Origin of the sequence: Georgenia yuyongxinii (assembly GCF_006352065.1) — a bacterium.
Classification (GTDB): domain Bacteria; phylum Actinomycetota; class Actinomycetes; order Actinomycetales; family Actinomycetaceae; genus Georgenia; species Georgenia yuyongxinii.
Map to the genome: position 1 here is coordinate 1,957,034 of NZ_CP040915.1, position 13,886 is coordinate 1,970,919.

Here is a 13,886-nt window from a genome sequence, read left to right on the forward strand (position 1 = left end):
CATGGCCGGCCATTCCAAGTGGGCAACAACCAAGCACAAGAAGGCGGCGATCGACGCCAAGCGCGGCAAGCTGTTCGCCCGCCTCATCAAGAACGTCGAGGTGGCGGCGCGCACCGGCGGCGGTGACCTGGCCGGCAACCCGACGCTGTTCGACGCCGTCCAGAAGGCGAAGAAGGCCTCCGTGCCCGCCGACAACATCGACCGCGCCGTCAAGCGCGGCTCCGGGCTCGAGGCCGGCGGTGCCGACTACGAGACGATCATGTATGAGGGGTATGCCCCGGGCGGCGTGGCCGTCCTGGTCGAGTGCCTGACCGACAACCGCAACCGCGCCGCCTCGGACGTGCGCGTGGCTTTCACCCGTAACGGCGGCAACCTCGCCGACCCCGGGTCGGTCTCGTACCTGTTCAACCGGCGCGGCGTGGTCCTGGTCCCCAAGAGCGACGGGCTCAGCGAGGACGACGTCCTCGCCGCTGTGCTCGACGCCGGAGCCGAGGAGGTCAACGACCTGGGCGAGTCCTTCGAGGTGCTCTCCGAGGCCACCGACGTGGTCGCCGTGCGCACCGCCCTGGTCGAGGCCGGCCTTGACTACGACTCCGCCGAGGCGCAGTTCGTCCCGTCCATGGAGGTCGAGGTCGACGTCGACGGCGCCCGCAAGGTGCTGCGCCTCATCGACGCGCTGGAGGACTGCGACGACGTGCAGAACGTGTTCGCGAACTTCGACGCCTCCGACGAGGTCATGGCCGCCCTCGACGAGGACGACTGACGGCGCTACTTCCCGCCGCCGCCTCCCCATCCCCATCCCCGCGAGATGTCATCTTCTCCGCGACATGTCATGACATCTCGCGGAGAAGATGACATCTCGCGGTTCTCTGGGGGGTGTCGGGCTTGTCTCACCCAGGTGTCGCTGCCCGGCGGTGTCACCGGCGGGTGATTGGGTAGGCCCGTGCGCATCCTCGGAGTCGACCCCGGCCTGACCAGGTGCGGCCTCGGCGTCGTGGACTCGACCCCCGGCCGCAAGGTCGTCCTCGTCGCGGTCGACGTCGTGCGCACCCCGGCGGACCAGTCCCCACACCTGCGGCTGCTCACCGTCGCCGAGGCGCTCGACGAGTGGCTCGCCGAGCACCGCCCGGACGTGGTCGCCGTCGAACGGGTCTTCGCCCAGTCCAACGTCCGCAGCGTCACCGGCACCTCGCAGGTGGCCGGGGTGGCGATGCTGGCGGCGGCGCGGGCGCACCTGCCGTTGGCCCTGCACACCCCGAGCGAGGTCAAGGCGGCCGTCACGGGCAACGGCCGCGCCGAGAAGGCGCAGGTGCAGGAGATGGTGCGGCGCATCCTCGGCCTGGCGTCGCTGCCCAGGCCCGCGGACGCCGCCGACGCGCTCGCGCTAGCCATCTGCCACGCGTGGCGCGGCGGGGGAGCGGGCAGCGCCGTGCGGGCCAGCTACGGCGGGGCCGACACCCTGCCGCGGTCCACCGGGCTGGGCCTGACCGCGGCGCAGCGGGCCTGGGCCGAGGCCGAGCGCGCGGCGCGCCGGGCCGGGGCTGTCGCACCCAAGAGGTAGGTTGGCAGTCGTACACCTGTTCGTACCGGCCGGGCCGGGAGTCTCGGAAAGGACCGCATGATCGCGTCAGTCACCGGTGAGGTCGAGGCCGTCGGCCTGGACCATGCCGTCGTCCGCGTCGGCGGGGTCGGCATGCTCGTGCACGCCACCCCCACCACCCTGGCCGGTCTGGTCCTGGGCCGCGAAGCCCGCCTGGCCACGTCCCTGGTGGTCCGCGAGGACTCGCTGACCCTCTACGGCTTCGCCGACGACGACGAGCGCGCGGTCTTCGAGACCATGCAGACGGTCTCCGGAGTGGGCCCCCGCCTGGCGCTGGCCATGCTCGCCGTCCACACTCCCGACGCGCTGCGCCGTGCCGTCGCCGGTGAGGACCTCGCCGCCCTGCAGCGGGTGCCCGGCATCGGCAAGAAGGGGGCCCAGCGCATCGTCCTCGAGATCGGCGACAAGCTCGGCGCCCCCACCGGCGGCCCGGGGGAGAGCCCCGCGCCGGCCGGTCCCGTCGTGGCCCCCGAGGTGGTCGCCGCCCTGGTCCAGCTCGGCTGGAGCGAGAAGGTGGCCGTGGACGCCGTCGAGACCGTGACCGCCGGCGACGGCGCGGCCGACGTCCCGGCCGTGCTCCGCGCGGCGCTGCAGCACCTCGGCGGGCACCGCCGTGGCTGACGACCGCCCAGTGGTCGACGCCGGCGCCGATGACATCGAGCGCGCCGCCGAGGCGGCGCTGCGGCCGCGCCGTCTTGACGACTTCGTGGGACAGGAGGTGGTCCGTGACCAGCTCTCCCTCCTGCTCGACGCCGCCAACGCCCGCCAGACCCCGCCCGACCACGTGCTGCTCTCCGGTCCGCCCGGCCTGGGCAAGACCACCCTGGCGATGATCATCGCCGCCGAGGTCGACGGCGCGCTGCGCATGACCTCCGGCCCGGCGATCCAGCACGCCGGGGACCTCGCGGCCATCCTGTCCTCCCTCCAGGAGCGGGACGTGCTGTTCATTGACGAGATCCACCGGCTGGCCCGTCCGGCGGAGGAGATGCTCTACCTCGCGATGGAGGACTACCGGGTCGACGTGATCGTCGGCAAGGGGCCCGGCGCGACGTCGATCCCGCTCGCGCTGCCGCCCTTCACCGTGGTCGGCGCGACCACCCGCGCCGGCCTGCTGCCCGCCCCGCTACGCGACCGGTTCGGGTTCACCGGGCACCTGGAGTTCTACACCGCGGCCGAGCTCGAGCGGGTGCTGCGCCGCAGCGCCGGCCTCCTCGGCGCCGAGCTGCACGACGACGCAGCCGTCGAGCTGGCGTCCCGCTCGCGCGGCACGCCGCGCATCGCCAACCGGCTGCTGCGCCGGGTGCAGGACTTCGCCCAGGTGCGCGGCACCGGGGTGCTCAACCTGGCCGCCGCGCACGGCGCGCTCGACGTCTTCGAGGTGGACCAGCTCGGCCTGGACCGGCTCGACCGCTCCGTGCTGCAGGCGTTGTGCCAGCGCTTCGGCGGCGGTCCCGTGGGCCTGACCACACTGGCGGTCACCGTCGGGGAGGAGCCGGAGACGGTCGAGACGGTCGCCGAGCCCTTCCTCGTGCGGGAGGGCCTCATCGTCCGCACGCCCCGCGGACGCATGGCCACGCCCGAGGCGTACGCGCACCTGGGGCTGCGCCCACCGGCCGAGGGAATGCTCTTCTCGTGAGACGGCGCCGCCCGCTGTGCGGGATGTCTCGGTGCTACCACGCCCCACGGGTGTTGGGTGCACCCCCGCGAACCGCCTAGACTCATGGGGCCTGTTGCCCTCGATTGCTGACCGGAGTCCTGCCTGATGGAAATCTTCATCTTCCTTGCCCTCATGATCGCCATGATGTGGTTCGTCACGAGCCGCGGGAAGAAGCAGCAGGCCGCTGCGCGCGACAAGCTCGCCGACCAGATGGTGCCTGGCGCCTCGGTCATGACGATCGGCGGGTTCTTCGGCAAGGTCGTCGACATCGACGGCGACGTCGTGACCCTTGAGAGCCCTGCCGGCGACGAGACCATCTGGCTGCGGAGCGCCATCAAGGAGGTCAAGGAGCCCCCGTTCGCACCGATCGAGGACGCCGACGACGACTCCGTCGTCGTGCCCGACGACGCCTCCGCGCTGACCGCCGGTGACGCCACCGACCCGGTCACGTCGGCTCACGCCGGCCCGGTCGAGGAGCGCCCGGTCGCGCAGTCGGACGAGGTCCGGCCCGCCGGCGACGACGAGACGGAGCCGGGCGCCGCCCCGCGCGCCTGACCGCACCCCGCACCCGCCGCCGGCCTCGGCCGGTGGCCCTGCCCTGCACGAGAGAAGACACCGGTGGCGCAACGACCCCCCCGACCACGACCGGGCCGGAAGCTCATCTTCCTGGCCGTCCTGGTCATCGCTCTGCTCGGGACGCTGGTGGGCGGCGTCCAGCTCACCAAGGGTGACGAGGACGCGGCGTCGTTCGCGCCCAAGCTGGCGCTGGACCTCGAGGGCGGCACCCAGCTCATCCTCACGCCCAAGGCGACCGACAACTCCCAGGTGAGCCAGGACGACGTCGACCAGGCGATCGAGATCATCCGCCAGCGCGTGGACGCCTCCGGCGTCAGCGAGGCCGAGATCACCAGCCAGGGCGGGCAGAACATCGTCGTGGCCCTGCCCGGCCAGCCATCGGACGAGACCCTCGACCTGGTCCGCCAGTCCGCGCAGCTGCGCTTCCGCCCGGTGCTCACCGTGGCCGGCCCCGGCACCATCGACCCCGCCGCGCTCGCCGAGGCGGAGGCCGACCCGACGGCGGCGCCCACCGAGGCACCGTCCGAGGGGGCGAGCGAGGGGCCCACCGCGCCGCCGACGCGCGAGGAGGTCGAGGCCGCCGCCCTCAAGGCCGCCGACACCGACGGCAACGGCGAGCTCTCCACCGAGCCGGCGACCGAGCCCGCCGACAGCTCGGACCTGAACTGGATCACCGAGCAGGTCAGCTACGACTTCTACACCCTCGACTGCACCGACCCCGCCAGCCGCACCGGCGGCACCCAGGACGACCCCGCCGCCCCGCTCGTCACCTGCTCCGAGGACGGCTCGGCGAAGTTCATCCTCGGCCCGACCGCGCTGGAGGGCACGGGCGTGAAGTCCGCCACCGCAGGCATCGGCACCAACTCCCAGGGCACGAGCACCGGCCAGTGGGTGGTCAGCCTGGAGATGACCGGCGAGGGCACGCGAGTCTTCGCGGAGTTCAGCCAGCGCCTCCTGGGCCTGCCGTCGCCACAGAACCAGTTCGCGGTGGTCCTCGACAGCCTGGTGATCTCCAACGCCCAGATGACCGAGGCCATCCCCAACGGGCGCGCACAGATCAGCGGCAACTTCACCCAGGAGACCGCGAACAAACTGGCCAACCAGCTCAACTTCGGCTCCCTGCCGCTGAACTTCGAAGTCCAGTCCGAGGACCAGATCTCCGCCACGCTCGGTAGCGAGCAGCTCGCCCGCGGTGTGCTGGCGGGGCTCATCGGCGCCGGGCTGGTCATCCTCTACATGCTCTGGCAGTACCGCGGCCTCGGGCTCGTCTCGGTCGCGAGCCTCGGCATCGCCGCCATCCTCACCTACGCCGTCATCGCGCTACTGTCCTGGACGATCGGCTACCGCCTCTCCCTGCCCGGCGTGGTGGGCATGATCATCGCCGTCGGCGTCACGGCGGACTCCTTCATCGTGTACTTCGAACGCATCCGTGACGAGGTGCGCGAGGGCCGGGTGCTCTCCGCGGCCGTCGACCACGGCTGGGCGCGCGCGCGACGCACCATCCTCGCCTCCGACGCGGTGAACTTCCTCGCGGCCGTCGTCCTGTACTTCCTCGCCGTCGGCGGCGTCCAGGGCTTTGCCTTCACCCTGGGCCTGACCACGCTCATCGACCTCGTCGTGGTCATGCTCTTCACGCACCCGGTGATGCAGCTGCTCATCCGCACGAAGTTCTTCGGCGAGGGGCACCGGCTCTCGGGCCTGGAGCCCCGATCGCTCGGCGCCACCTCGGTGACGTACAAGGGCCGCGGCCGCTTCGCGCCCACCGCCCCGGCCCGCAAGTCCGAGGACGAGAAGGAGCTGGTAGGCGCCGGCGTCGCCGGTGGAGCCCGGGACCGCGCCGCCGCGCCGCAGACCCGGCCGGCGGCCGGCACCCGCCCGGCCACCGCCCCCACGACGCACGGCTCGTCGGAGGCTCAGGGCTCCGGCGCCGGGGGCTCCGGCTCGGTGGCGCCCGGCACGGGCCCGGACACGTCGGACGCCGCGCCGGCTGCGCCGTCCTCCACCGAACGCCAGGCGTCCGCACCCCTGCCCGCGCCCGCGGTCGGCCCCAACGGTCGACGGCTGACGATCGCCGAGCGGCGCGCCGCCGAACGGGCCCGCCAGCAGGCGGCCGACGCCGCGGCCGACGGCGGAGCGGGCGCGGACCCCGCCGCGGCCACGCGTGCCGCAGGTGCCGGGGCCGCCCCGGGCTCGCCAGGCGAGCGCGGCCAGGACGATACCGACAGCCCGAACGCAGGAGGTGAGCGGTGATGACCAGCCTCGCCACCATCGGCAACGAGCTCTACACCGGCAAACGGTCCATCGACTTCATCGGCAAGCGCCGCACCTGGTTCGGCATCGCCGGTGCCCTCATGCTCGTTTCCTTGATGCTCGTGGGCTTCAAGGGCCTCAACGCCGGCATCGAGTTCCAGGGCGGGTCCCAGTTCACCGTCTCCGGCACCGAGACCATGGACCAGCAGCTGGCCCACGACGTCCTCGCCGGCCTCGGCGAGGGCGAGCCGCCCCGCGTCTCCGAGGTCGGTGCGAGCTCCCTGCGCGTGCAGACGTCCGCGCTGACCGACGAGGAGACGCAGCAGGTCCAGGAGGACCTGGCCGCTGCCTACGACGTGCCGGTCGAGGACGTCACCGCCACCTTCGTCGGGCCGACCTGGGGCCAGAGCGTCACGGCCAAGGCTGTCCAGGGCCTGGTGATCTTCCTGGCGCTGGTCTCCGTGGTCATGGCCGCGTACTTCCGCACCTGGACCATGTCGCTGGCGGCCATCGGGGCACTGATCCACGACCTCGTCGTCACGGTGGGCGTCTACGCCCTCGTTGGCTTCGAGGTCACGCCGGCCTCCGTCATCGGCTTCCTCACGATCCTCGGCTACTCCCTGTACGACACGGTGGTCGTGTTTGACAAGGTGCGGGAGAACAACGCCAACGTCCTGCACCAGAAGCGGCGCACCTACGCCGAGGGCGCGAACCTCGCGGTCAACCAGACCCTGGTGCGCTCGATCAACACCTCCATCACCGGCCTGCTGCCGGTGGCGTCGATCCTCTTCGTCGGGGCCTTCCTCCTCGGGGCAGGCACGCTGCGCGACATCTCCCTCGCGCTGTTCGTGGGCATGCTCCTCTCGACGTGGTCGTCGGTGTTCATCGCCGCGCCGCTCGAGGTGACGCTACGGGAGCGTCAGCGCCCGATCGCCAAGCACACCAAGCAGGTGCTCGCCCACCGTGCGAAGGCGCGGGCCACCGACGTCGCGGCACCGGACGGAGTGGACGCCGACCTGGCACCGTCCGTCGCCGACCTCGGCGTGGGGATCGTCGCGGGGCAGCACCTCGGGCACGACGCCCAGCCGAAGCGAAAGAAGGGCCGACGATGACCACCGCTCCCACCTCCGCGTTCCCCGCGGAGCTCACGGACCTGGTGCGCGAGCACGTGCGAGAGATCCCGGACTTCCCCGCGCCGGGCGTCCTTTTCCGGGACATCACCCCGCTGCTCGCCGACGGGCCGGCCTTCGGTGCCCTCGTCCGCGGCCTGGCGGACAAGTACCGCGGGCACGTCGACGCGGTGGCCGGGCTGGAGTCGCGTGGCTTCATCCTTGCGGCGCCCCTCGCCCTCGAGCTCGGCGTCGGCATGATCACCGTCCGCAAGGCGGGCCGGCTGCCCGGCCCGGTGGTGGGTGTCGACTACGCCCTGGAGTACGGCACCGCCCGGATGGAGCTGCGGCCCGACACCGTCACCGAGGGCCAGCGCGTCCTCATCATCGACGACGTCCTGGCCACCGGTGGTACCGGCGCGGCGGCGGTGCAGCTGGTGGAGCGCAGCGGCGGCGAGGTCGTGGCCCTCGCCATGCTGCTCGAGCTCGCCGCGCTGAGCGGGCGCGCGAAGCTCGACGGCCACCGGGTGGACTCGGTCCTGATCTACTGAGCCGTGCGGGTGCGCCTGGTGCGCTCGCCGGGCACCTGGGGCGCCACCCAGCGGGCGGTTGCGGCTGCGCCCAGCGGGCGCCTTTGGCTCCGCCCAGCTGGCGCATGCGGCTCCGCCCAGCGGGCGCTGTCGTCGGCGCCGCCGGGCACACCGTAAGATCGTGCAATGGCCGGGGAGAAGGTCCAGACGACCGGTGAGGGGAGCGCCGCCGAGACGGTGGTGCCCGGCTCCCGCGTGCGCTCCCGGCTGGTGTGGCTGGGATCTCGCGGGCACTCGAGCCCGCCGGCCATCGAGCCGCTGCTCCGCGCGGTCCGCGCCAACCACCCCAAGGCCGACACCCAGCTGATCGTCCGCGCCTACACCGTCGCCGAGCGCGCACACCGGGGCCAGCAGCGCAAGAGCGGCGATCCGTACATCACGCACCCCGTGGCCGTGGCGACCATCCTCGCCGAGCTCGGGATGACGCCGTCGACCCTGGCGGCGGCCCTGCTCCACGACACCGTCGAGGACACCGGGTACCCCCTGGAGGAGCTGCGCGCCGAGTTCGGCGAGGAGATCGCCCTGCTCGTCGACGGCGTGACCAAGCTCGACAAGGTGACTTACGGCGACGCCGCCCAGGCCGAGACCGTCCGCAAGATGGTCGTCGCCATGGCGAAGGACATCCGGGTCCTGGTCATCAAGCTCGCGGACCGCCTGCACAACGCCCGCACGTGGAAGTACGTGGCGGCCGAGAAGGCCGGCAAGAAGGCCCGCGAGACCCTCGAGATCTACGCCCCGCTCGCGCACCGGCTGGGTATGAACACCATCAAGTGGGAGCTGGAGGACCTCTCCTTCGCCACGCTCTACCCCAAGGTGTACGAGGAGATCGAGCACTTGGTGGCCGAGCGGGCCCCCGCCCGGGACGAGTACCTCGCCACCGTGCGCCAGCAGATCGAGGGCGACCTGCGCACCGCGAAGATCCGCGGCGTCGTCACCGGCCGGCCGAAGCACTACTACTCGATCTACCAGAAGATGATCGTGCGGGGGCGCGACTTCGACGACATTTTCGACCTCGTGGGCGTCCGGGTCCTCGTGGACTCGGTGCGCGACTGCTACGCCGCGCTCGGAGCGATGCACGCACGTTGGACCCCCCTGCCGGGGCGGTTCAAGGACTACATCGCGATGCCGAAGTTCAACCTCTACCAGTCGCTGCACACCACGGTCGTGGGGCCGGGCGGCAAGCCGGTGGAGATCCAGATCCGCACCCATGACATGCACCGCCGGGCGGAGTACGGGGTCGCCGCGCACTGGAAGTACAAGGAGAACCCCAACTCCAAGGGCGCCAAGGCCGACGGCGGACCACCCGGCAGCGGCGAGATGGGCTGGCTGCGCCAGCTGGTGGACTGGCAGCGCGAGACGGCGGACCCGGGGGAGTTCCTGGACTCGCTGCGCTACGAGATGTCCGGCTCGCAGGTGTACGTCTTCACCCCCAAAGGGGACGTGCTGGCCCTGCCGGCCGGGGCCACCCCGGTGGACTTCGCCTACGCGGTGCACACCGAGGTCGGGCACCGCACGGTCGGCGCCCGTGTCAACGGACGGCTGGTGCCGCTCGACTCCGTGCTCGAGAACGGCGACAACGTCGAGGTCTTCACCTCGAAGGCCGAAAGCGCCGGACCCAGCCAGGACTGGCTCTCCTTCGTCAAGAGCCCCCGTGCCAAGAACAAGATCAAGGCCTGGTTCACCAAGGAGCGCCGCGAGGAGGCCATCGAGGCCGGCAAGGCGCACCTGACCAAGGCGATGCGCAAGCAGAACCTGCCCATCCAGCGCCTGATGAACCATGAGTCGCTCAGCGCGCTGGCCACCGAGATGCGCTACGCCGACGTCTCCGCGCTGTACGCGGCGATCGGTGAGAACCACGTCTCGGCGAGCAACGTGGTCCAGAAACTCGTGCACTCCATGGGTGGTGAGCCCGGCGCGGAGGAGACCCTCGCCGAGGCCACGATGCCCGGCGAGCACCGGCCGCGGCACCGTACGGGCGACTCCGGCGTCGTCGTCGAGGGCATGGCGGACACCGACATCTGGGTCAAGCTCGCCCGGTGCTGCACCCCGGTGCCCGGCGACCCCATCGTCGGGTTCATCACCCGCGGCTCCGGGGTATCGGTGCACCGCGAGGACTGCGGCAACGTCGACGGGCTGCGCGCTCAGCCCGAACGCATGGTGGGGGTCAGCTGGGCGGCGCAGGCCCAGAGCACCTTCCTCGTGCAGATCCAGGTCGAGGCGCTCGACCGCAACGCCCTGCTCTCCGACGTCACCCGCGTGCTGTCGGACAACCACGTCAACATCCTGTCGGCGTCCGTGTCGACGTCGCGGGACCGGGTGGCGCTGAGCAAGTTCGTCTTCGAGATGGCCGAACCGTCACACCTGGGACACGTGCTGAGCGCCGTGCGCCGGATCGACGGCGTGTTCGACGCCTACCGGGTGACTGGCGGCAAGGGCACCCGCGCGGCCGCCTCGGTGTAGCAGATTTCCGGCTCCCGGAACATCCACGGCGCATCCACGGACCGGGCGCGCATGGTGCACCATCAGCGCTCGGCCCGTCGATGCGCCGTCGAGAACGAGCACCGGCCGACGGCGCGCACACCGGCCGGCGCCCTGAGGCACCGGCCAGTGTAGGCGTCAGTCCCGGGCGGTGCGCTGCACCTGGTCGAGCCAGGCGCGGCGGGCGTCCAGGGCAGCCTGGGCCTCGGCGATCTGCGTGTCGTCACCGGTGTCGCGGGCCTTGGCGAGGTCGGCCTCGAGCGCCTTGATCGAGGCCTCGAGCTGTGCGGCCGCGCCCTCGGCGCGGGCCTTCTTCTCGGGGTCGGTCTTGTGCCAGGCCGCCTGCTCGGCGTCGCGCACGGCCTGCTCGACGGCGCGCATCCGGCCCTCGACCCGCTGGACGTCGTTTCGTGGCACCTTGCCGGCGGCGTCCCACTTGTCCTGCAGGGGTCGCAGCGCCGCCTTAGCCGCCTTGACGTCGGTGACAGGCACCAGCTTCTCCGCCTCCTCCAGCAGTGCGAGCTTCACCTTCAGGTTCTCGCCGTACTCCGCGTCGACCTCGGCGTTCTGCGCGCTGCGTGCGTCGAAGAAGCTCTGCTGCGCGGCACGGAAGCGAGCCCACAGCGCGTCGTCGTCCTTCCGGGCGGCCCGCCCAGCGGCCTTCCAGTCGTCCATCAGCTGGCGGTAGGCGATCGCGGTGCGGGCCCAGTCGGTCGACGTCGACAGCTCCTCCGCGCGCGCGATGAGCTGCTCCTTGGCGGTCTTCACCTGCGCCTGCGAGGCGTCGAGCTCGGAGAAGTACTGCCGGCGGTGGCGGTCGAACGCGGTCCGGGCGTGCGAGAACCGCTTCCAGAGGCTGTCCTCGGTGGGCCGGTCCAGCCGCGGCCCGTTGCGCTGGGCGTTCTTCCAGGAGTCCAGGAGGGTGCGCAGCCGCTCGCCGGACTGCTTCCACTGCGTGCGAGACGGATCCTGCGCCGCGATCTTCTCCGCCTGCTCCACGATGGCGGTGCGCTCAGCGACCGCCTGCGCTTTGGCGGACTCCCGCTCTGCGGCCGCCTGAGCGCGTCGCTCGTCGGCAGCCGCGGTCAGGCGCTCCAGGCGGGCCCGGAGCCCGTCGATGTCGCCGACGGCGGTCGGCTCCTGGAGCGCCTCGGTCAGGGTCGTGAGGGTTTGGTCGATCTCCTTGGCGGCGAGCTGGGGGAGTCGCGCCTCGAACAGCGCCACCTGTGCCTGCAGGTCCAGGAACCGGCGGACGTAGAACCCGAGCGCCTCCTCCCGATCGGCGCCGGTGTACTGGCCGACCATCCGCTCGCCGGTGGCCTCGCGCACCCAGACGGTGCCGTCGTCGTCGACGCGACCCCACGCCGCAGCCTCGGCCGCATCGCGGGCGTCAACCGGCGGGGCCGCCGGTACGACTGGCGCGGCGGCGGCCGGCGTGTGCGGTCGGGGAGCAGGGCGGGGCATTGGACGGGGGCGAGGTGCCGGCCGCGCGCCGACCGCCTCCGGCGCGGCAGCGGCAGGCGCCGTGTCGGCGGGTGCCTGGGGCTCCTCGGGTGCCTGGGGTTCCTCGGTGGGCGATTCGGCAGCCGTGTCGGCGGGTGCCTGGGGCTCCTCGGGTGCCTGGGGTTCCTCGGTGGGCGATTCGGCAGCCGTGTCGGCGGGTGCCTGGGGCTCCTCGGGTGCCTGGGGTTCCTCGGTGGGCGATTCGGCAGCCGTGTCGGCGGGTGCCTGGGGCTCCTCGGGTGCCTGGGGTTCCTCGGTGGGCGATTCGGCAGCCGTGTCGGCGGGTGCCTGGGGCTCCTCGGGTGCCTGGGGTTCCTCGGTGGGCGATTCGGCAGCCGTGTCGGCGGGTGCCTGGGGTTCCTCGGTGGGCGATTCGGCAGCCGTGTCGGCGGGTGCCTGGGGCTCCTCGGGTGCCTGGGGTTCCTCGGTGGGCGATTCGGCAGCCGTGTCGGCGGGTGCCTGGGGCTCCTCGGGTGCCTGGGGTTCCTCGGTGGGCGATTCGGCAGCCGTGTCGGCGGGTGCCTGGGGCTCCTCGGGTGCCTGGGGTTCCTCGGTGGGCGATTCGGCAGCCGTGTCGGCGGGTGCCTGGGGCTCCTCGGGTGCCTGGGGTTCCTCGGTGGGCGATTCGGCAGCCGTGTCGCGGGTGCCTGGGGTTCCTCGGTGGGCGATTCGGCAGCCGTGTCGGCGGGTGCCTGGGGCTCCTCGGGTGCCTGGGGTTCCTCGGTGGGCGATTCGGCAGCCGTGTCGGAAGGAGCCTGGGACTCCTCGGCCGGCGGCTCGAGAGCCGTGTCGACCGGTGCCTGGGCGGCGGCGTCGGCGGGCGGCTGGACTGCCGCGTCAGCGGGCGGCTCGACGTCGTCACCGGCCGGGACACCAGCCGCCGGGTCCGCCTGCATGGCATCGTCCGGCGTGTGCGACGCGGCCGAGGGCTCCAGGGAGGCCGGCTGGGACTCGGGGGTCCGTTCCTGCTCGGGGGACCCGGCGTCGCGGATGTCGCTGGGGCTCGTCTGCTCGGTCACTGTCGACGTCACTCCTTCTCGATGACGGGGTAGGCATGCGCCACACCGTTCTCGTGCCTCCCGGACGGGCTCGCCGCCGCGGTCCCTCGCGCGCGTGTGAGCCGTGGTGACACACCCCATGGGCCGGTGCACGGCCGTGGGCGCGCGGGAGAGACCACCATTCTAGGGACTGTGGCGGAGCGCATCACACCGGATTTGGCCGACGCAGCCCTGCCCCGCCGGCTCGCCGGCGCGTTCCCGCGGCGAACGGGACAGCGCCGCCGCCCAGATAGCCTGGCCGGATGCTGCTGCTGCGCCTCACCGCCCCCGTGCTGGACACCCACGCCTACGTCGTGGCGGGCGCGGAGGGCGGCCACGCCGTCGTCGTCGACCCCGGTGCAGGTTCGGCCGCTGCGGTCCACGACCTGCTCACCTCGCACCGGCTCACGTTGGGCGCCGTGGTCGTCACTCACGGCCACGCCGACCACGTCTGGGACGCTGCCGCGGTGGCCGGCGACGCCGTCCCCGTCTATGTCGCCACCCCGGACGCCTACCGGCTCGACGATCCAGCCGGGGCGCTCGGGCCACAACTGGGCCCCTACTTCACGCAGGTGGCTCCGACACCCTGGCGCCGCCCCGCGCGGGTCGAGCCGCTGCCCGCGGCGTGCATGTCGGGCGGCGGAGCGACGCTGGTGCCGGGTGTGGTCGTGCGCGGGATCCCGGCCCCAGGCCATACCGAGGGCTCCACCGTGCTTCTGGTGCGGGGAAGCGTGGCGGGGATCGACGTGCTGCCCGACGGCGCCGCGGCCGGCCCCGACGGCCAGCACCTGATCGCCCTGTGCGGGGACGTCTTCTTCGCCGGCTCAGTGGGCCGTACGGACCTCTCCGGCGGTGATGAAAAGGAGATGGCGGAGACCCTGCGCACCCTGGCCCGATCGCTGCCGCCGGAGACCGTGCTGCTGCCCGGGCACGGTCCGGGCACGGTGCTCGAGCGGGAGGTGGCCACCAACCCGCACCTGCGCGCGGCGCTCGCCCGGCGGTGACCCGCGGGTCGGTGCGGCGGTGACCCGCGGGTCGTAGCGGCGAGGCGAATCGCACGGCCGGGCGCCGGGATGCGAAGATCGG

The 13,886-nt window shown here is 72.6% G+C and carries 11 protein-coding genes; 10 read left to right on the top strand and 1 reads right to left on the bottom strand.

Features of this window, described 5'->3' with window-relative positions; genetic code table 11:
- The first annotated feature begins 1 nt into the window (after window position 1).
- The 9 genes from FE374_RS08845 (at window position 2) to FE374_RS08885 (ending at window position 10,242) form a co-directional block, all read left to right on the top strand.
- Window positions 2-763 (top strand): YebC/PmpR family DNA-binding transcriptional regulator, encoded by a 762-nt coding sequence (locus FE374_RS08845; RefSeq protein WP_139928314.1) that lies wholly within the window; start codon window positions 2-4, stop codon window positions 761-763.
- Window positions 764-943: 180 nt separating this feature from the next.
- Entirely contained in the window at window positions 944-1,561 is a 618-nt protein-coding gene (ruvC, locus tag FE374_RS08850; RefSeq protein ID WP_139928316.1) for a crossover junction endodeoxyribonuclease RuvC, read from the top strand.
- A gap of 57 nt (window positions 1,562-1,618) precedes the next feature.
- Complete coding sequence (gene ruvA, locus FE374_RS08855) at window positions 1,619-2,221, top strand: Holliday junction branch migration protein RuvA (protein ID WP_139928318.1); 603 nt, start codon at window positions 1,619-1,621, stop codon at window positions 2,219-2,221.
- Window positions 2,214-3,236, top strand: coding sequence for a Holliday junction branch migration DNA helicase RuvB (gene ruvB, locus FE374_RS08860; protein ID WP_139928320.1), 1,023 nt, complete (start codon window positions 2,214-2,216; stop codon window positions 3,234-3,236). The genes ruvA and ruvB overlap by 8 nt, the downstream gene beginning before the upstream one ends.
- A gap of 126 nt (window positions 3,237-3,362) precedes the next feature.
- Window positions 3,363-3,812: a preprotein translocase subunit YajC gene (gene yajC / locus FE374_RS08865; RefSeq protein WP_139928322.1), complete on the top strand. Its 450-nt coding sequence runs from the start codon at window positions 3,363-3,365 to the stop codon at window positions 3,810-3,812.
- Between the two features lie 63 nt (window positions 3,813-3,875).
- Window positions 3,876-6,083, top strand: coding sequence for a protein translocase subunit SecD (secD, locus tag FE374_RS08870; RefSeq protein ID WP_139928324.1), 2,208 nt, complete (start codon window positions 3,876-3,878; stop codon window positions 6,081-6,083).
- The gene (gene secF, locus FE374_RS08875; protein WP_139928326.1) at window positions 6,083-7,195 is read left to right on the top strand and encodes a protein translocase subunit SecF; all 1,113 of its coding nucleotides are present in this window, start codon (window positions 6,083-6,085) and stop codon (window positions 7,193-7,195) included. Before secD ends, secF begins: the two co-directional genes overlap by 1 nt.
- On the top strand, window positions 7,192-7,743 hold the full coding sequence (locus FE374_RS08880; RefSeq protein ID WP_139928329.1) for an adenine phosphoribosyltransferase: 552 nt from the start codon (window positions 7,192-7,194) through the stop codon (window positions 7,741-7,743). Before secF ends, FE374_RS08880 begins: the two co-directional genes overlap by 4 nt.
- A 165-nt stretch (window positions 7,744-7,908) precedes the next feature.
- Window positions 7,909-10,242, top strand: a complete 2,334-nt coding sequence (locus tag FE374_RS08885) for a RelA/SpoT family protein (RefSeq protein ID WP_139928331.1) — start codon at window positions 7,909-7,911, stop codon at window positions 10,240-10,242.
- A 156-nt stretch (window positions 10,243-10,398) separates the two neighbouring features.
- Here the strand turns inward: FE374_RS08885 and FE374_RS19805 are convergent, their stop codons facing one another.
- On the bottom strand, window positions 10,399-11,589 hold the full coding sequence (locus FE374_RS19805; protein ID WP_230978527.1) for a DUF349 domain-containing protein: 1,191 nt from the start codon (window positions 11,587-11,589) through the stop codon (window positions 10,399-10,401).
- Between the two features lie 1,474 nt (window positions 11,590-13,063).
- Here FE374_RS19805 and FE374_RS08895 point away from each other — a divergent pair.
- Window positions 13,064-13,804, top strand: coding sequence for an MBL fold metallo-hydrolase (locus FE374_RS08895; RefSeq protein WP_139928335.1), 741 nt, complete (start codon window positions 13,064-13,066; stop codon window positions 13,802-13,804).
- Window positions 13,805-13,886: the final 82 nt, after the last annotated feature.

Excerpts from the sequence above, each read along its gene's own strand:
- FE374_RS08895 (WP_139928335.1), top strand. The coding sequence starts at position 13,064 with ATGCTGCTGCTGCGCCTCACCGCCCCCGTGCTGGACACCCACGCCTAC.
- secF (WP_139928326.1), top strand. The coding sequence starts at position 6,083 with ATGACCAGCCTCGCCACCATCGGCAACGAGCTCTACACCGGCAAACGG.
- FE374_RS08880 (WP_139928329.1), top strand. The coding sequence starts at position 7,192 with ATGACCACCGCTCCCACCTCCGCGTTCCCCGCGGAGCTCACGGACCTG.
- FE374_RS08845 (WP_139928314.1), top strand. The coding sequence starts at position 2 with ATGGCCGGCCATTCCAAGTGGGCAACAACCAAGCACAAGAAGGCGGCG.
- FE374_RS08885 (WP_139928331.1), top strand. The coding sequence starts at position 7,909 with ATGGCCGGGGAGAAGGTCCAGACGACCGGTGAGGGGAGCGCCGCCGAG.
- yajC (WP_139928322.1), top strand. The coding sequence starts at position 3,363 with ATGGAAATCTTCATCTTCCTTGCCCTCATGATCGCCATGATGTGGTTC.
- ruvA (WP_139928318.1), top strand. The coding sequence starts at position 1,619 with ATGATCGCGTCAGTCACCGGTGAGGTCGAGGCCGTCGGCCTGGACCAT.